The sequence below is a fragment of the Kistimonas ophiarachnellae genome, from assembly GCF_057552235.1.
Map to the genome: position 1 here is coordinate 60275 of NZ_BAAJPA010000006.1, position 18802 is coordinate 79076.

The window sequence follows — 18802 nt, forward strand, 5'->3', positions numbered from 1 at the left end:
TCCTCTACCACTACCTGGATTGCTGCATACTGACGTATTTCCAGATTTTACTATCAGCCTGCACTATCGCCTCGATGATCTTCATCAGCACTGACTGTTGTCACTTCAGGTAAAAGCAGAATTGACACCTATTCAGGCCAAAATAACCAAGAAAACCTCACACAGTATCGCTGACAGGTATAGCTCCTCAGACCTTCAACCCAATTTGTAATCATCCCCTAAACCAGGGGCATTCCGCATTAGAGTTCTCAGACTGGCACCGACTTAAACGAAGAACGAAATGCAAAAATCACGCTTTGCAGAAACCCAGATCGTAAAGATCCTCAAGGAAGTAGAGGGCGGCAGACTGGTTAAGGAAGTCTGCCGCGAGTACGGGATTTCAGATGCCTCCTACTACAACTGTAAGGACAAATACGGTGGTATGGAAGCCTCCGACGTGAAGCGCCTGAAAGAGCTCGAAGAGGAACACCGTCGACTTAAGCAAATGTTTCAGAACCTTCAATAATGTGGACGACTTCAACCGTGAAGCCCAGGCCATTGAGATCCATCTGAATTTACCTGCTCAGCGGATGATCCGCGTACTTGATCGGGTTGTTGTCTGGCGCGGCTATCCGAAGAAGCTACGTATGGATAACGGTCCGGAGTTCATCTCAACGACACTGGCTGAGTGGGCGGAGCAGCATCAGATCCAACTCGAGTTCATCAAGCCAGGCACTCCGACACAAAACTCGTACGTTGAACGCTTTAACCGGACTTACCGGGACGAAATTCTCAATATGTACGTGTTCAAGACACTGAACGAAGTCCGGGAGCCAAGTGAAAACTGGATCCGGGATTACAACAATAAACGTCCACACAGCTCCCTGAGTGATTTGACGTCATGGGAATATCTGGCCAAATCCGAGCAGCCGGAACACCCTAATTTAGGGTGCCACTAAAAAAGGAATGTTTACAGCCCATGTATAGACAGTATTCCTGTCAACTTTGTAAAGGCGGCTGACAAAACCTACAAAGCAGCACAGAATGGCATGAGCTCTTATTCTGACGTGGTGATGTGGATGGTTCCTGTACTGTTCATTTAGGTTGGCTCTTTCAGCGTCAGAAACAGACTGAATAATTTTGTTCAACTGGAACTTCCTGATAGCAATCAGGTCACAGCATACACAATCAAGGGAAGTACCTTGGTGGATATTACACTTTGCACAAATAGTAGATTATTTACGGTCAAGCATTTACCCCCTAACAACTATTGTTATCGTCTTTAGCTAGATAACAAGTGGAAGAATACTGAACACACGGAGGTCATCTAATATGGCAATGTCAACTATCGGATATACCGCACAAACTAGCAGACATGGAAAAGACACCGCAACATCTGACACAAAAAACGTAGCAGCCCAATCAAAGAGAAAAACATGGCTCGCTGGCAAACTTAATCCTAAATTACCGTTCAAATCTACCCATTTAGCACAAAGGTCGCCGTCAGGTATCAATATCGAATCTTACAATTTATTAGAACAACATAAAGCTATATTGATAAATCAATTAAACTTTCTTGATGATATCAACCCAGAAAAAATGTTAGAATTGGCGCGAATTTCGCCCACAATTCGGCAATTCCACATCGATCGCTTCATAACAGAGTTAGACAAAGAAGCATGCAGCGAGCAGTATACCGAACTATGTATGCAAGCGTGGCAAGGTAATACAGAAAGAGTAATGGAGTTATTGTCTATCATTGTCGATTCAGATGGAGATGAATTTTATAACTGCATAGAAGATAATCATGATGAACAGCACATGGCCAGTTTTTCAGATGACGATGAGGATGAGGATGAATTTTATGAATGCATAGAAGGCAATCATGATGAACAACATATAGTCCGTGCTTCAAATGAAGATGATAAATCTCAATATTACAAACAAGCCAATATAAATGAACAAGATGCACTAGGACAAACAGCACTACATTTTGCCGCAATGGGAGGTCACATTGACATTACAAAAAAATTATTAAATAGCGGAATAGATATAGAAAAACAAAATAAAATTGGACAAACGGCCCTTTACATTGGCACACTTTCAGGTCATGTTGACACTGTTAAACTATTGTTGGAATACAACGCCCAATTCATACCTGAAATCATAAATAATCAACCCCTTGAGTTCGACATTCTAGAATACCTACCATGGGCAGCTGCTATACGAAGCGATAACATTGCCATGTTAAAACTCTATTTAGAAAATGGTTTTGACACACAGGGAAATCATGTAGCCTCACAATTAAAAAGAAAATCCAGCCATTATAAAACCCAACAATTTAAAGCATTACATTTAGCAGCAAAATATGGCTCTATAAACATCATAAGACATTTGTTAACAGGCCTATCATCTCCCGCAGATACGCCTTCATACTCTCAAAATTTTTTCGACACCATTCATCTGTATATCAGTGAACATGCCATTAACTTATTACCACAGCATGTTCGCACCTGGTTAAGATTCTCAAGTATTTATGACATTAATGAAACATGTAGCATGGCCCATATAAGAGAAGGAACACCTTTACATTTTGCAGCTGCATACAACAAACCTGAAATAATACATTTCCTGACCAACCATGGAGCAACGGTTGATCAACCTGATGCCTCACATAATTCAGCACTTTGCTATGCGGCATTAGAGGGAAAAGAATGTACAGAATTATTACTGAAACTTGGTGCAAACCCCGATGGTGTTAATCAACTCAAACCATATGGAACAAGACCCATCGATACGGCGATAATGGGTTGTAATATAGAAGGTGTTGATTTGCTTATCAAAGCAGGGACGAAAATAAATAAGTTTCCCCCACCATTAACATCTCCTTTCGAAACTCTAGCTTTACGATACTGCAGAAGAAAACGCGATAAAATTATAGTAGCTAACCCCCCGACTGAAAACATCAGAGCAATGATAGAAATTTTAATAAGATCAGGCTGTGAAGTGACGGGCGAAGCACTTTATTTATTCCTGGAGCACCAAGACAATGAATACCTAACACTTCTTACAAGTAATGCACTACTTAAAGACGTAGACTTCACAGCAACAACTGTTAATCAACCCGAATACCCTTTTAAACCAATACCGATCATCCACCACCTTGTTTCAACATGCAGATTTGAAACCATTAAGCAAGTAATAAATGAAATACCTGAAAATGCAAGAAGCGCATTCATTAACAAAGAGAAATCCAAAACCCACTATTTTGGACCAGCATTAATTACGCTACTAAAACGAATAGGTGATACTTACCTACCGGAAAACCTGGAGCTTTTTAAGTTACTTATAGAGAACGGTGCAAATACAAACTATGTAAAATATCCACAAAAAAGCTTGACTGGACACTTGATAAGATATAGACACATCTTAAGAATAGGCTCCGGAAGAAATTCACAGATTGAGCATATTGTTAATGAGCTAATAAAAATTGGAGCCATAGATATAAACAAAAAATATAGCGACCATGACCGCAGTCTAACACCACTACGAACGGCTACAGAATACATTGATTTTAGAATGGTGAAATTACTTATTCAACATGGCGCCAATATCAATGAAATAGATGAACAAACAGGAAACAGCTTACTTCACCTGAAAGATGCATCGTTATTTACCACCCCAGATGCTAATAATGAACATCTCATGATAGTAGCCTATTTACTTAGCCACCATATCATCACCCCCACATTTAACAAGGAAAAACAATCACCACTATATACTTTCATTCATTTTGCTCTTGGCCATTTAGGTAGAGATCCTGTCAAGGAAGATTATGCAAAAATTGCCTGGCTATTAATTCAAACAGGTGACACTGGCTCGTACCAACTATTCGAAGATAATGAGAACCTCATTATAGAGATAAAAAACAAACTAATAGAACTATACAACGGAGACAGGGCAAGAGATGATGTAGACAGAGTATGTGAAATATTAGGTGACAATCAACAACCATTAATTGATAGATTTTGTTGTTTGTTATCATTTTTCTTTAGTGGTGACAGGTTAAGTTCAGCCAAGGACAAAATCATTGAAAATATACAGTCAAGTAAGCAGCCACCAAGATTAAAGATACAATGCCTTAATCGTATTAGAGAAGTATTCCGCTCCGATGTTGTGCTACCGGTTCTTGATAAAGACTGTGCTGAAGAAGTAAAAAGACTAGATCTAATCGGTCGCAAGTATTTTTCAATACTCACGGCTATCGAGACAGACTGCCCTATATCAGTTGATCGATTTAATCATCTTCAAGCCTTGTACAGTGTAAGACAAATGTGGGACTACTACCTACCCACGTAACACGTTAAAGGCATGCCTCCATGTTTAACTACTCCTGAGCTAATCCTTCCCCATAGGAGTTGTCACAATCACGTTAGACTCAGTCAAATAGTATTCTCAATGCTCTATCTTCCTTTTCGGACAACTTAATCATCAAATGCAGGTGAGATCTATTCTTTAAATAGATCTCACCTAAACATTGGATCAAATGACACCCAGTGCAATCATCGCATCCGCCACTTTGGCAAAGCCCGCGATATTCGCGCCACGTTGGTAGTTAATTGTGTCACCGTCACGGCCATACTGGAGCATCCGGGCATGGATATCCTTCATGATAGTCTGCAGACGACTGTCGACTTCTTCACGGGACCAACTCAGGCGCATGCTGTTCTGGGACATTTCCAGGCCGGATACCGCAACACCGCCGGCATTCGCCGCCTTGGCAGGCCCGAACATGACACCCCCCTGGTGGAAGACTTTCACGCCAGCCTCACGGGTCGGCATATTGGCGCCTTCGGCCACCAGCCTGCAGCCATTGCTGACCAGTTCCCGGGCATCTGATTCATCAATTTCGTTCTGTGTTGCGCAGGGGAAGGCCAGTTCAGCAGTGACTTCCCAGGGACGTCTGTCCGCATGATATTCCACATCACGGAATTCCGCCGCATATTCCTCAATGCGCCCACGACGTTCAAATTTCAATGCCTTGATCCATTCCAGCTTTTCCTGCGTGATGCCCTGCCTGTCCAGAATGTAACCTGATGAATCCGACAAGGTCAGCACCTTCGCCCCTTTCTGCAACAATTTCTCTGCCGCAAAAACTGCCACATTTCCAGAGCCTGAAACGATCGCGGTTTTACCATCCAACCGTTCACCTTTCACATCCAGCATGTTTTCAGCCATATAGACTGCGCCATAACCCGTCGCCTCGGTACGAATCAATGAGCCACCTACTGCCAGGTCCTTGCCGGTCATCACGGGTGTCAGCTCATTAGTCATTCGTTTGAACTGCCCAAACAGGTAGCTCACTTCACGACTGCCAACGCCGATATCACCGGCCGGAATATCGGTATGAGGTCCAATATATCGGTAGAGATGCGTCATAAATGCCTGGCAGAAATTCATCACTTCCAGGTCGGACTTACCCTTGGGATTAAAATCTGATCCACCTTTTGCCCCGCCCATGGGCAGGCCTGTCAGGCTGTTCTTGAAAGTCTGTTCGAAAGCCAGGAACTTCAGGGTGTCCAGCGTGACATCCTTATGGAATCGGATGCCACCTTTATAAGGCCCGATACTATTGCAATGCTGTACCCGGTAACCCCGGTTGGTACGCACATTATGCTCATCATCCACCCAGTTGACCCGGAAGGTAATGATACGATCCGGCTCTGTCAGGCGCTCCAGCAGATCCATACGCTGATACCGTGGATTCGCTTTCATGAAAGGGAGAACATCCGTGGCCAGTTCATGCACTGCCTGGTAGAAATCCTCTTCACCCGGATTACGACGGGCAAAACCCGCCATAAAGCCTTCCAGCACTTCTTCGGTGCTCATACGCGCAATATCCATGAAATCTCTCTTTCAAGCAATGGGATAGGTTCAGGGCAAGAATAGCAGTCAACCGTCTGGTATTCGGTAATAAATGGTTATGATTCTGTCATCCGTTGTACTCAGCGGATGGCCATATCCCTGATCGCTGAAACCAGTAAATCTGTCAGATCAATCTGGTTACTTTCGTGACGGATGGTATTACAGCTGATCACTTCATCCACATACCCTTCCTGCAGGGCCTGCATGGCACGACCGGCAAACAGGGGATGAATCACAACGCAGACAGCCGGTTTGCAGTCGTTTTCCTGCAGCAGGCGGGCAGCCTGCAGCACGGTAGAACCGGTCGAGACAATATCGTCAATAATCACCGGGGTATGTTCACGGTAGCGGGCCAGCTCGCTGGCTTGTTCACCTGCCGTGTCAACCAGGCCAACATTGACATCTCTATCCCCGTAACGCTCCTTGGCCAGTACCAGGTAAGGTGCGCCACAGATCTCGGCAACGGCTTTGACCCACTGTTCGCTCTCCTCATCCGGCCCGATCAGTACGGGATTGGGTACTTTTTTCATTAGCCAGGGTGATATGGCGTGGCAGGCATTCAAGACTACCGTTTCCAGGCTATAGAGTTGATCAAGCGAATGATAACGGTGCAGGTGCGGGTCGACGGTTAGCATCCAGTCGAAACAGGATGAAAGCATCCTGGCAACATAGCGGGAGGTCACGCCCTCACCCGGAGAAAAACGGTCATCCTGTCGCATATACGACAGGTAAGGGGCGACCAGGCCAATTCTTCGGGCGCCCATTTCACGCAGATTTTCCACCAGGAAAAAGAGTCGCAGTAATTTGCTGTCAGGATTGTTCAACGTACACTGGATCACCACATCACGTCCGTGGCAGTCACTCAGCACATTCAACCAGGTTTCCCCATCCGGAAAGGATCGCCACTCCAGCTCACAGCCATCATAGTCAAGACTGGCCTGTACACTCTCATACAGTGAACGATTGTCATCCATCAAAACCAGCAGTGGCTTGCTCATCACGTCGATACACCTGTTTCAGCAAATCTGCTTACGTATCCGGGAGGCTATGAAAGGATGTAGTGTAGAAAGAACTGGTTAGCTGTAAATAGATTCAAATCAACACAGAAATTTTTATGTCGATTCACTTTGCGCCATCACTCTTTAAAAATAGATTAAACATCGCTTTGGATTGGATATATCCAACATCACCGGCAACCGTGCATTTCCAGCAGAAACTTATTAATAACAAACTCGCCCTATCAATTTACAGACATGGCTGCCTGCAGAGCAGCCGCTATAACTGTGCCAGTAATTCCGTCACTGTTTGTGTCGCTGAACCAATGATCTGTTGGTCATACATTGCAGCATTGTCAGCAGGTTCCAGGTTTAGCAATAGCGTTCTGGCACCGTGCTGCTTTGCTTCCAGCACAAAACCCGCTGCCGGATAAACATTTCCGGACGTGCCGATGGCAACAAACAAGTCACACTCTGCCAGGGCCTCATAAATCGTATCCATATACAGCGGCATTTCATTGAACCAGACGATATGAGGACGCAAATTGCCCGCAACATCACAGCAACGGCAACGTGACTCGGGAAGAATATCCCCTTCCTGCAGCTCCACCTCGCCGGTTACCACACAGCGGGAACGGCGCAACTCACCATGCATATGCAACAGGTTGCTTGAGCCGGCCCGTTCATGAAGATCATCCACATTCTGGGTAACCAGCAGAAACTGGCCGTCAAAGCGTTGCTCAAACGCTGCAAGCGCCCGGTGCGCAGCATTCGGTTCCACGTTGGCCAGTTGCCGCCGACGCTGATTATAAAAGTCCTGCACCAGGGCGGGATTGCGGACAAACCCTTCCGGGGTCGCCACGTCTTCAATCCGGTGGTCTTCCCACAGGCCATCACTGGCGCGGAAGGTGTGCAGGCCTGACTCCGCCGAAATGCCGGCTCCCGTCAACACGACCACTGACCGATATCCCGCCATAGCTTCCCCTGGCTACTGTTTCCGTTGATAGACCGTTGAGAAATAAATCTTTTTCTCACTCTCTGCAGACAGGCTGACGGTTAGCGCGCCATCTTCCGCCAGTTCAACGCCTTTCAGCTGGTCAACCCGCAGCAGATCCCTGTCCTCATCCATAATGCGGAGTTGCACCATCTCTTTCTTCCGGTTCCGGATAACCAGCTGCCAGGAAACGATCAGCTGATTGACCTGTTGCCGCACATCCAGTCGGCTACGTTCAATTTCTATGGTGTAAGCTTCACCCTGTCCCAGGAGCACACGTGATCCGGCGGCAGATTGTTCGAGGACACTTTCACCGGTCATGAACAACCGCCCGTCACTGTCTTCCTCAAACACACGCACCCGGCCTGCTGGCAGGTCAGTCGGCGCAGTAAAGCGGATCATCTGGGTCGGATGCCCCTGAACCGGACGATTCCCCGGTTGAGACTGACCATAAAAACGGTACTGGTAATAATGCCCGCCACTGAGGTTATCCATCAGCGACAGACGGATTTTCTGCCGACTGCGGGGGGGCAGGTCATGTTGCCCCGGTACACGGGTGAAATAGAGATCTCCCCGGCGCCGTGACGGGTTGTCCATTTCCGGCATACCCGCCGCATAACTTCTGGCCATCATCACCTTTGGCACGATGCCAGTATCACCCGATGCCAGCTGAATGGATGCCTGCCGGTAGTTGCTGTCTGAATTATTGGCCAGCTGGGCGTCATGAATGAGTGTCATGCCCTCACCCTCGCGGTTCGTAATCAACTGGTACCAGGTCTGATACCCCAGGTTCTGGTTGATATACGAAAGGGAAACAGCCTCTGCCGGTCTTTCAAGACCGAAGCCGGCGACAAGCGGTGGTGAAAGGCGCGGGTTACCCAGCGGCCCCCGGTCAAGGCTGCGGATCATCACATCACGATCTGCCGAAAAGACCTCCTGCCGTCCTGACGCCCACTGCAGGATACCGGTGCCATTGCGCCAGTAGACCAGTCGCCCTTTGCTGGGCGCCTCTACGCCATTGCGATAGACTTCAACCTCACTGCCCAGCATAGCGGCAATCAGCTGGTCGCGGTTATCCGGCGGCTGGAGCCAGCTGATACTGTCGGCATAGTGGTCGCCTTTTTTACTCTCAGTCCATAGTTGCAAACTGTCCATTTGCCAGGAAGGGTAATCAGGTCGTAAGGAGAGCTGACTCTGCCCTGCTGGCAGCCGTACAGGCATTTTTTGCTCAACAACGCCCTGGTCGGTATAGAGAATCAGTTGGGTTTGTGTTGCATCACCACCGGGATCCAGTTTGATGGGTTCCGCAACTACAACACCACCTGATAGCAAGATGGCTGCCGCCAGTAAGGCAGGTGAGAGTCCAGGACAGTTCATGAGACTGTTTCCGTGTATTAACGACCTCTGCAAGTATCCGCTTCCATACCCGTTACCGCAACATCCAGGCAGAACCCTGAATCAACGCTCACCGCACATCATCATTCCCTATGAAAACTGACGGAGAATGGCCGTGTAATGCGTAATCACCGCGCCCCTGATTGTTTCCATCCCGCGGTTCCATTAGGATGCCCGGTTTTACGCAAATCTCGTCAATGCCGATGGAAAACAACGTTCGTTCACCAGGCAAAACAACAGGGATCCTGGCAGCTGCGCCTGAACATACCCTGTGGATCCTGGTCGTCCTGCACATACTGGTGATCTCGGCCAGTAATTACCTGGTTCAGCTGCCCTTCACCCTGTTTGGCTTTCATGTCACCTGGGGCGCGTTCACGTTCCCGCTGGTTTATGTCGCCACGGATCTGACCGTCCGCGTCTATGGCGCCACGCTGGCAAGACGTATTATTGCCCGGGTCATGCTGCCTGCACTGCTGGTGTCGTATGCAATCTCGGTGATGTTCCATGAAGGCACTTTCCAGGGTTTGGGCACACTGAGCGAGTTCAACCTGTTTGTGGCGCGGATTGCCTTTGCCAGTTTCTCTGCCTATATGGCGGGTCAGCTGCTGGATGTCACGGTTTTCAATCGTTTGCGTCGGCTTAAAGCCTGGTGGGTAGCGCCAACAGCATCGTCGTTTATCGGTAACGCACTGGATACTGTCGTTTTCTTTGCCGTGGCGTTTTACCACAGCACCGATGCTTTCATGGCCACGCACTGGGTCGAAATCGCCTGGGTGGATTTTGGCTTCAAAATGCTGATTTCAGGGGTACTGATGCTCCCACTCTATGGTGTCATTCTGTCGACTCTGCAGCGCTATATCACCATGACACCCGCCGCCCAGAAAGCCCCTTCACTCAACAACATCTGATCAATCCGCAGCATGGACAGGTTGATGAAACCTGTCCATGGGGCACACTTCTCCCAATCAAATAAAACTATCCCGATTATTAATAGCATTGATTGGGATTATCAGAATGCGCTCTCCATACTGACGTTAAACCCGCTCGATAAGGATCTGACTTGATCCACAAACCGGGTTTCGCTTTACGATTCAACAAGGAGAGACATGATGATTCCTGCCATCAAAGTGAAGGATTATATGCAGACCAGCATTAAGCCTGTATCACCGGACGCCACGCTGTCACAGGTGCTGGATGCCTTCATGCAGAATGATTCTGCCGTACTGCCTGTCAGCAATGCCACCGGCCAGCTACTGGGCGTGATCATGGAGCAATCCGTACTGGAACAGGCGATGCTGGCCAGCTACCACTGTGACCTGAATCTTCAGGCTACGGATATCATGACCTCCCCTGAGATCAACGTCTCACCGGAAACCGATATTCTTACCCTGGCAAATACCCTGAAACAAAAGCCTGATACCACCACCTTTGCCGTCGTGGACAACGGTCGCATCAGCGGCATGATCCGGCGCAAGGATATTCTTAAAGCGCTCGCCGCAGGCACCGCAGCCTGCACACGACACTGACAATGAAATAGGCAAAAGAAAAGGCAGCTTACGCTGCCTTTTTTCATTAGAGGGCGGTAATCAGAAGGAAGAGGTAACGTGCCGCGATTCCCGCGCAAATACCTCCAACCGCATGGGCCAGTATCGCCTTGGATGTCAGCATCCGCTTACCGAGTGTATCCAGCATCGCGGTGTGAGTACTTAGGAAACCACTCCAGCACATGCCCATGGCGGTGAAGACAGCAATATCACTGCCCGTCACAATGCCCTGTTGCAGGAATGCCGGCACCATGGAGATAGCTGCACCCACCGCACCCAGCGAGGTCACCGGAAACGCAACCAGCTCCGGACTTTGGAAGCCGAACAGCAGATAAAACAGTCCGGAAACGTGGCCTGCCAGCTCAGGCAACAGCGCCACACCTTCAAACGCACTGCCGGTATAACCACCTTCCGGATGACCAAAAGTCAGCATCATGACAAACGTACTGATGATCAGTACACCCGGGATGATCGCCAAACCCAGCTCAACACCGGACTTACCGCCATCCAGCAGCGAATCCAGGCAACGCAGCCAGACCGGCTGCAGGGGACCGGCGTCCGCGTCCTCATCCGGCAGGCCTGATTCAATGGCTGAACGGTCATCACTGACATCATCACGAATAAACCACTGCATCAGGCGCGTAGACACCATCCCGCCAATCATTGCGCCGGCCAGACCGATCATGGCTGGCATGAAGAATCCGCCGACCTGACCTGCAGGACCATCCTGCAGGGTGGCCATAAAGGTGATCACCACCAGCCCCATACCAAAGGCGGTACCAAAGTTACTGAGGGAAATCAGCTCCCGCTCGGTAAAACCTTTGCTGTAGCGCTCATCCTTGGCCAGGCTGACGATCGCCGGGTTATCGGAGAAAAAGGTCATCAGCGCTGCCAGTGACGCACGGCCAGGCAGGTTGAACAACGGACGCATCAGGGGAGCCAGCAGCTTTTCAAGCAGGCCGACGACACCAAACTCCAGCAGCAACCGGCCAAGCGCACCGCTTAATACCGTCACACCCATGAGATAAAGCACGGTGTTCAACAGCAGCTCGTGAGCGGTCTTCATCAGGGTGTTGAACATGTTCGTCACCCCCATGGTCTGCCCGAGGTAACCGAACAGGCCTCCGAGCACCAGCAGCAGGATGACAGGTTCAAGTTGACGACGGGAAATACGTAACGATGGCGTACCGGTTTTAATCAAGAGGAACGTCCTGCGGGTTATCAGCTTGGAATGGATGTTGTCATGATCGTGGCAGGCTGGACGGACGCCAGCCTGCAAGGGGGGTATTAAACGCAGTCAGCCCAAGGGTTGTCCATACGCAGCGACACGGATACGTCACCCAGTTCCACCTGCTCACGGCTCAGGCGGATCTCGCTGTCGGTAATGACATTTTCACCAAAGCGGTACAGCGGTGAGACGGTTCCCGCACACATGCCCTGCTCATAGGCAGCCGCAGTTTCAACGACGGACTCATTACGCTGGTGCCATGCCGTCATGGCGGACTGGCCGTGGCGTTTCTCCAGCATGCTGTGCACCCGCTGTGGCGCAATCACCATGGCGGTTGCGTTATTGCCGCCGAAGCCCTTGGCGTTCAGGAAAGCCATATCCAGACCATCACGACCCGCCGCCAAGTGTTCAGTCACCACTTGCAAACGTTCCTGATGCACGTCATCCGCAATACGGTCGATCGTGGGGATGCCCGGAATCAGACCGTGCTGCCAGACACCCAGGGTTGCCATCAGCTGATCTCCGGCTGCCGTAGCCAGTGAGTGCCCAACCCGGCTCTTGATCGCGGTGACCGGCCAGCGTGTGATCCCGAAGGTACGGGCCACTTCATCCAGAATATGGGATTCGGTAATCCGGTTCTGCGGCGTACCGGAACCGTGAGCCTGAACAAAGGAGTGATTACGCACCACCTCATCGCCAAAGATACTGCAGGCCAGCGACACGGCCTTGGCAAAGGTAATGTAGTTGCCTGCACCCGGGCCGGAGATGGATTGCTTGTGACCATCGGCGTTCACAAACACATCGGCCACCGCACCAAGGATAGGGGCGCCGGTTTGCAAGGCGAGTTCATCGTCCATCAGCACAAAGAACTGGGCAGATTCCGCCAGGGTAAAGCCACAGTTCTCGCCAAACGGACGGCAGGCACGGCGGTAATCCGGAATGTCATTTTTGCCAAGACGGTCCAGCACACGAAGGTTCTTGTCAGAAGCCAGAGCCCCCATATTGGTGTAACCGTCAATCACTTCGGGTGTCAGTGGGGCCTCACTGTTGCCGACGATTACCAGCCGCGCACGGCCGGAGCGAATATCATTAATACCCTGACGCAGGTTGTACAGGAAGGTAGCGCAGGCGCCCATATTCGTGCCCGTGCTACCAAAGCTGCCCAGCACATAAGCATTGATGAAATCCGCCGGCATCTCCGCAAAGCCCAGCGGCAACTGCTTGGACGTCACCCGCTTACCCTGAAGACGCGCCTGCAGCATGCCGCCGTTGCCGTTGTGATCCAGCTGGCTCATGCTGCTGCCGGCATACACTGAAATCTGGTCAGGACTGATCTGCTGCTTCAGGGTTTCGAACGGAATCCCCAGTGACATCAATGCATCAGAAGCCCCGTACACGGTCATGGCCAGGCCACGGGGATGGTTGCGGGATTGATACAGCTTTTCAGGATGGAAACCGGTCGGCAGTTGACCCGCCGCATACACCGGTGAAGGCTGCGTCGCTGGCACCAACAGTGACTGATCGCTACCGAAATTCACCAGAACACGGTCGCTATCGAGCTCGGTCACCTGCCATCCGGATGGCAAATCTTTTGGCAGCTGGCGACGACGGAGAATCAGCTGGCTCCCATCCTGCACCTTGAGCAGGTTGTGAAGTGGCGTATGATCAGGATCAAACAGGGTGCCATCCAGCTTCCGGATCAGCGTGTCATCCAGCAGCCGCTTCTGATCGGCAGAATCGCCACCGGTCAAAGCCGCCAGGCTGGAAAGGGTATGATCGGCCTGTTCCTGCCCCAGGGCTTCGAACACGAGACGGCAATAGGCATTAAAGCCGGATGTACGGCCCGCCGGGCCAATGCCGCCCTGGGCAACGATAACGGGTAATCTGGACAACCTAACAACCTCCGGATATCCAGGGCCGGAGCAGACGCCGACCCGGGTGGAATTGGTGATTCCGCCCTCTGAATCAAGTAATGACTAAATGTCTTTAATTCATAGTGTATTCAGGGCGACCGCCTACCAATTCGCTATTTTGGCCATATAATTAGACATATTGGCCAAAACAGGCAAAAACCGTGGAAATACCTATCGAGAATCCTGCCACCCTCTCTGTCTGCATGGTGGCGCTTGACCGCATGATCGGGACCAGCATCAGCCTGCCTGCCGAGATGCTGTCTGCCGCGAAAACGATCAGTGACAGCCTGAATGCCAGCTATCCGAATCTCTCCCTGGTAACCGCAAGCCATGACAGCGCGCCCCTCACTCTGAGTGGCGGCCTCCGACTCCTTCCCGATTGCAGCTATCTGGATATAGAGCACTGCAATCTGATTATCCTGCCTGCCCTGTGGCGTAACCCCCGTCCGCTGCTACAGCGCTATCCGGATCTGATTGAGTGGTTGCGCGAGCGCTATCAGGATGGCGCACTGATCTGCGCCGCTGGCACAGGTGTTTACCTGATGGCAGGAGCAGGACTACTCGATGGAAAACCAGCCACCACCCACTGGCACTACCTGGATCAGTTTGAGCACCTGTTTCCCCGGGTGATCCTGAAACGACACCACCTGATTACCCAGAGCGGCCAACTTTACTGTGCCGGCAGCGTCAACTCGGTTGCCGACCTGATGGTGCATCTGATCAGTCACTTCTTTGATGACACCGTCGCTGCCCGCGTTGAACGGCAGTTCTCCCCGGAAATTCGCCGGCCGCTGAATGACGTGTTTTATTCTTTCGAGCAAGACAGTGCCCATGAGGATGAAACCATTATCACCATCCAGCAATGGCTGCATGAGCACCTGGGTGAACTCGTGAATATGCGCGAACTGGCCGCTCACTTCTCCCTGAGCCAACGCTCGTTGAATCGACGTTTCAAGGAAGCAACCGGCGTCACACCACTGGAATATCTGAACAACCTCCGGCTGGCAGCAGCCAGGGATTTGCTGAAAACCACCAACCTGGGTATCACGGAAGTCGCCCTGCATACCGGTTTTCAGGATACCGGCTACTTCTGTCGCTTGTTCAAACAGAAAATCCAGGTGACTCCGTCTGACTATCGCCTGAGTGTCAGAGGGAAATTATTCAAACTATAATCTCCCTTTCTGTTGTGACTGACTTACACGCCGTAAACAACTTTACGATTCAGCCACTGATCGCCCTGTCGGGTTGGTGATAGACTTTCGCACCACCGATTTCAAGAACCCAACTGTCGGATTGCAACAAGGAAATGTCATCATGAAATTCTCTGCCTTTTTGCCCAATATCAAGCAGGTCATGATTGTTCTGGCCGCACTTTTCGCCACCAGCCAGGTCATGGCACAAACAGCAGTAGGCCAGTGGAAAACCATTGATGATGAAACCGGTGAAGTGAAAAGCATCGTTACCATCCAGGAAGACAATGGCGTACTGACCGGCAAAGTTCTGCAGATCATGGACGAAACCAAGCGCCAGGAAGTCTGCAAGAAGTGCGATGGCAGCCGCAAGAATCAGCCCATCGAAGGCATGACCATTATCTGGAACATGAAAGACAAGGATGGCCAGTATGAAGACGGCAAGATCCTGGATCCGGAAAACGGCAAGGTTTACTCCGCCAACATGAAAGTACTGGATGGCGGCAAGAAGCTGGAAGTCCGTGGGTTCATTGGTTTTGCACTGATTGGCCGTTCCCAGGTCTGGGAAAAGGTCGAAGGCTAACATCTCTTTTGTAAGATCACTGCGCATGTGCTCGCCGATAGAGAACATGCGCATGAACACCCTGTTTTTAGACACTCCTCACCTAAATCGCGTTAACTTCTTCCTTGTTTATCAAAAGATAATCCCGTTCAGCGTCCTGACGGGCTTTCAGAACCCGCGTTTTGTCATACAATATCGCCTCATAGAGAAACGGTTGTCGTCAAAAACTGACGTGTAACAGACAAACAACCGTTTTGAATGGTCGGCCATCATCCCAATAATCACCGACCACCTGCGCCAAACAGACCAATAACAACACAGCAGGGCTGAAAGGAATCAGACCGTGCCACACAACCGGAGCAGCACGCTTATGGATTCAGGCCATCCCACGGAAACGGATGCCATCCCCCGCATCCGTTGCGAGGGCGTCACCAAAACCTATCCCGGCGTCATTGCCAGCGACAATATTGCCCTGTCGATTCAACCCGGCGAGATCCACGCCCTGCTGGGTGAAAACGGCGCGGGCAAAAGCACGTTGATGAAAATCCTCTACGGCGTCACCCAACCAGACAGAGGACAAATCTGGTGGGACGGAAAGCCCATCAGACTGAACTCACCGGCACAGGCCAGGCAGCTGGGCATCGGCATGGTGTTTCAGCATTTTTCCCTGTTCGAAACCCTCACCGTCGCACAGAACATTGCCCTCTCCCTCGGCAAAAAAAGTACCGGCAACCTGAAAGCCCTGGCCAGGCGCATTACCGAAACCGCTGAACAGTATGGGATGCCGGTCGATCCTGACCGCCATGTCCATACACTCTCGACGGGTGAACGACAGCGTGTGGAGATTATCCGTTGCCTTATCCAGAAAGTCCGCCTGCTGATCCTGGATGAACCCACATCGGTTCTGACCCCTTCTGAAGTCGACAAACTGTTTATTGTCCTGCGACGGTTGAGCCAGGAAGGTTGCAGCATTCTGTTTATCAGCCACAAGCTGCACGAGGTGCAGGCACTCTGCCACACCGCCACGATCCTTCGTCATGGCCGCATCACCGGTCAGTGCAATCCCAAAACCACCGCGCCCCAGGCCATGGCCAGGATGATGGTCGGCAACAATGCCCGCCTGCATACCCGCTATCCCAGCCAGACCGGCAAAAACGCTGCACTGGTTATTGACCAGTTGTCCGAACCGGCGGATCACAGCTTTGGGACAACCCTCAAAGGAGTTCACTTTTCTGCTTTACGTGGTGAAATCCTGGGTATTGCCGGGGTGGCCGGTAATGGTCAGAAAGAGCTGTTATCACTGCTTAGCGGTGAACGACGCGCCAGCGTCAAACAGAGTTTACAGATGGACGATCAGCCTATCGGCCACTGGTCACCCCGTCGCCGACGGGCAAACGGCATTTGCGTGGTACCGGAAGAACGCCTGGGGCGCGGCGCGGTGCCGGATATGCACCTTCGCGACAACACCCTGCTGACCGGTTTTCTGCAGGATACCGTGACCGGCGGGTTTGTCCGCAACCGGCGCGTCACGGCGTTCGCCCACCGCATCATCGAACACTTTGGCGTCAAGACGTCCACCAGTAAAGCGGCGGCCAAAAGCTTGTCCGGCGGCAACCTGCAAAAATTCATTATCGGTCGGGAGATTCTGCAGCGTCCCCAGGTGCTGGTCTGTGCACATCCTACCTGGGGCGTCGATGTCGGTGCAGCCAACACCATTCATGAAGCCCTGGTTGCCCTGCGTGATGCGGGCGCTTCCATCATTGTTATTTCTGAAGACCTGGATGAACTGTTCCAGATAAGCGACCGAATCGGCGCACTGTGTAATGGTCAATTGTCACCTATAAAACCGACCACTGACGTCAGCCTTGATGAAGTGGGGAGCTGGATGGCCGGTCTGTTCACCGTAGACGACATCACTTTAACACCTGCCAATCCAACACCAGAAAGCCCGGAGGAAACGTATGCGCCTGAGCATTGAACGACGGCCGCAGGATTCCCGGGTGATAGCCTACCTGTCACCGGTGCTGGCGACCCTGCTGACCCTGGCAGCCGGTGTACTCATTTTCCTGTGGCAGGGACAGGATCCGCTGAATGGTCTCTACACCTTTTTTATTGCGCCCATCAGCTCCTGGTACGGCGTTGCGGAACTCTGTATTAAAGCAGCGCCTATGCTGCTCTGCGCACTGGGCCTTGCCATTTGCTTCAGGGCCAGCATCTGGAATATCGGGGCAGAAGGCCAGTTCGTGATGGGCGCCCTGATCGGCGGGTATGTCGCCCTGGAATGGGTTGAAACACTGGGCGTCGTTGCACTGCCGGTTGTGCTCCTGTCAGGCGCCGCCGCTGGACTCGCCTGGGCAGCAATACCGGCTTTTCTGCGCAACCACTGCAATACCAATGAAATCCTGACCACCATCATGCTCAACTATATTGCCCTGAACCTGCTGCTGTTCGGGGTACATGGCCCATTGATGGACCCCTATGGCTTTAACTTCCCGCAATCCGCCCTGTTTGAAGACGCGGTCACACTACCCATACTGATTGAAGGTACCCGACTCCATCCCGGGCTGCTGTTTGCCCTGCTGGCTGTTGTGGTTGTCTGGGTGTTAATGAGCCGGTTATTTATCGGGTTCCAGTTGCGGGTCATCGGGCTGGATCGTGGCGCGGCAGGATACGCCGGCTTCAGCGAAAAGAAACTGGTCTATTTCAGCTTTCTCTTTTGTGGTGCATTGGCCGGCCTTGCCGGCATCAGTGAAGTGACCGGCCCCATTGGCCAGCTGGTGCCGCAGGTCTCACCGGGGTATGGCTATGCTGCCATCATCGTCGCTTTCCTGGGACGGTTGCACCCCGTGGGTATTACCCTGGCCAGCGCACTGATGGCGCTGGTCTACATGGGCGGAGAGATGGGTCAGATCAGCCTCGGCCTACCGCTAGCCCTGGGCAGCCTGTTCCAGGGGATGCTGCTGATGTTCCTGCTGGCTTGCGACTTCCTGGTCGGATACCGCATACGCCTGAAACATTCGACCAATGTCGTCGAGCAATCACCTGCTGCAACCATCACCAACGCTGTGGAGGGCTGA

General features: G+C 51.2%; 13 protein-coding genes and 1 pseudogene. 8 read left to right on the plus strand and 6 right to left on the minus strand.

The features are described from left to right. Positions 1 to 280 precede the first annotated feature (280 nt). Both AC27K1_RS08915 and AC27K1_RS08920 read left to right on the plus strand, forming a co-directional pair. Positions 281 to 938: pseudogene (locus tag AC27K1_RS08915) on the plus strand (integrase core domain-containing protein). A 373-nt stretch (positions 939 to 1311) separates the two neighbouring features. After that, positions 1312 to 4338 carry an ankyrin repeat domain-containing protein gene (locus AC27K1_RS08920; RefSeq protein WP_487149934.1) on the plus strand — a complete coding sequence of 1009 codons (3027 nt, stop codon included), beginning with the start codon at positions 1312 to 1314 and terminating at the stop codon, positions 4336 to 4338. A 183-nt stretch (positions 4339 to 4521) separates the two neighbouring features. Here AC27K1_RS08920 and gdhA read toward each other — a convergent pair whose 3' ends face one another. The 4 genes from gdhA to AC27K1_RS08940 form a co-directional block, all read right to left on the minus strand. After that, entirely contained in the window at positions 4522 to 5883 is a 1362-nt protein-coding gene (gene gdhA, locus AC27K1_RS08925; protein WP_487149935.1) for an NADP-specific glutamate dehydrogenase, read from the minus strand. Between the two features lie 101 nt (positions 5884 to 5984). After that, positions 5985 to 6902, minus strand: coding sequence for a ribose-phosphate diphosphokinase (locus tag AC27K1_RS08930; protein ID WP_487149937.1), 918 nt, complete (start codon positions 6900 to 6902; stop codon positions 5985 to 5987). Positions 6903 to 7179: 277 nt separating this feature from the next. After that, a complete protein-coding gene (gene cobB / locus AC27K1_RS08935; protein ID WP_487149939.1) occupies positions 7180 to 7875 on the minus strand; it encodes a Sir2 family NAD+-dependent deacetylase in 696 nt (231 codons plus the stop codon). Between the two features lie 12 nt (positions 7876 to 7887). After that, complete coding sequence (locus tag AC27K1_RS08940; RefSeq protein WP_487149941.1) at positions 7888 to 9270, minus strand: hypothetical protein; 1383 nt, start codon at positions 9268 to 9270, stop codon at positions 7888 to 7890. Between the two features lie 215 nt (positions 9271 to 9485). Here AC27K1_RS08940 and AC27K1_RS08945 point away from each other — a divergent pair, with 215 nt between their 5' ends. Both AC27K1_RS08945 and AC27K1_RS08950 read left to right on the plus strand, forming a co-directional pair. Then, positions 9486 to 10196: a 7-cyano-7-deazaguanine/7-aminomethyl-7-deazaguanine transporter gene (locus tag AC27K1_RS08945; protein WP_487149942.1), complete on the plus strand. Its 711-nt coding sequence runs from the start codon at positions 9486 to 9488 to the stop codon at positions 10194 to 10196. A gap of 198 nt (positions 10197 to 10394) precedes the next feature. Then, positions 10395 to 10814, plus strand: a complete 420-nt coding sequence (locus tag AC27K1_RS08950) for a CBS domain-containing protein (RefSeq protein WP_487149944.1) — start codon at positions 10395 to 10397, stop codon at positions 10812 to 10814. 46 nt (positions 10815 to 10860) lie between these two features. Here the strand turns inward: AC27K1_RS08950 and AC27K1_RS08955 are convergent, their stop codons facing one another. Then, complete coding sequence (locus AC27K1_RS08955; RefSeq protein ID WP_487149945.1) at positions 10861 to 12033, minus strand: CD0519/CD1768 family membrane protein; 1173 nt, start codon at positions 12031 to 12033, stop codon at positions 10861 to 10863. Positions 12034 to 12119: 86 nt separating this feature from the next. Then, positions 12120 to 13952 (minus strand): beta-ketoacyl synthase, encoded by a 1833-nt coding sequence (locus AC27K1_RS08960; protein WP_487149946.1) that lies wholly within the window; start codon positions 13950 to 13952, stop codon positions 12120 to 12122. A 182-nt stretch (positions 13953 to 14134) separates the two neighbouring features. On the opposite strand from AC27K1_RS08960, the gene AC27K1_RS08965 reads away from it, so the two are divergent. From AC27K1_RS08965 to AC27K1_RS08980, 4 genes are all read left to right on the plus strand, one after another. After that, the gene (locus AC27K1_RS08965; protein WP_487149947.1) at positions 14135 to 15145 is read left to right on the plus strand and encodes a GlxA family transcriptional regulator; all 1011 of its coding nucleotides are present in this window, start codon (positions 14135 to 14137) and stop codon (positions 15143 to 15145) included. A 142-nt stretch (positions 15146 to 15287) separates the two neighbouring features. Further along, positions 15288 to 15746 (plus strand): DUF2147 domain-containing protein, encoded by a 459-nt coding sequence (locus AC27K1_RS08970; protein ID WP_487149948.1) that lies wholly within the window; start codon positions 15288 to 15290, stop codon positions 15744 to 15746. A gap of 322 nt (positions 15747 to 16068) precedes the next feature. Then, on the plus strand, positions 16069 to 17703 hold the full coding sequence (locus AC27K1_RS08975; protein ID WP_487149949.1) for an ABC transporter ATP-binding protein: 1635 nt from the start codon (positions 16069 to 16071) through the stop codon (positions 17701 to 17703). Continuing rightward, positions 17687 to 18802 (plus strand): ABC transporter permease, encoded by a 1116-nt coding sequence (locus AC27K1_RS08980; protein WP_487149950.1) that lies wholly within the window; start codon positions 17687 to 17689, stop codon positions 18800 to 18802. The genes AC27K1_RS08975 and AC27K1_RS08980 overlap by 17 nt, the downstream gene beginning before the upstream one ends.

What these genes read in the sequence shown, in the direction of transcription:
- AC27K1_RS08920 (WP_487149934.1), top strand. Translation starts at nt 1,312, where the DNA reads ATGGCAATGTCAACTATCGGATATACCGCACAAACTAGCAGACATGGA.
- gdhA (WP_487149935.1), bottom strand. Translation starts at nt 5,883, where the DNA reads ATGGATATTGCGCGTATGAGCACCGAAGAAGTGCTGGAAGGCTTTATG.
- AC27K1_RS08930 (WP_487149937.1), bottom strand. Translation starts at nt 6,902, where the DNA reads ATGAGCAAGCCACTGCTGGTTTTGATGGATGACAATCGTTCACTGTAT.
- cobB (WP_487149939.1), bottom strand. Translation starts at nt 7,875, where the DNA reads ATGGCGGGATATCGGTCAGTGGTCGTGTTGACGGGAGCCGGCATTTCG.
- AC27K1_RS08940 (WP_487149941.1), bottom strand. Translation starts at nt 9,270, where the DNA reads ATGAACTGTCCTGGACTCTCACCTGCCTTACTGGCGGCAGCCATCTTG.
- AC27K1_RS08945 (WP_487149942.1), top strand. Translation starts at nt 9,486, where the DNA reads ATGCCGATGGAAAACAACGTTCGTTCACCAGGCAAAACAACAGGGATC.
- AC27K1_RS08950 (WP_487149944.1), top strand. Translation starts at nt 10,395, where the DNA reads ATGATGATTCCTGCCATCAAAGTGAAGGATTATATGCAGACCAGCATT.
- AC27K1_RS08970 (WP_487149948.1), top strand. Translation starts at nt 15,288, where the DNA reads ATGAAATTCTCTGCCTTTTTGCCCAATATCAAGCAGGTCATGATTGTT.
- AC27K1_RS08980 (WP_487149950.1), top strand. Translation starts at nt 17,687, where the DNA reads ATGCGCCTGAGCATTGAACGACGGCCGCAGGATTCCCGGGTGATAGCC.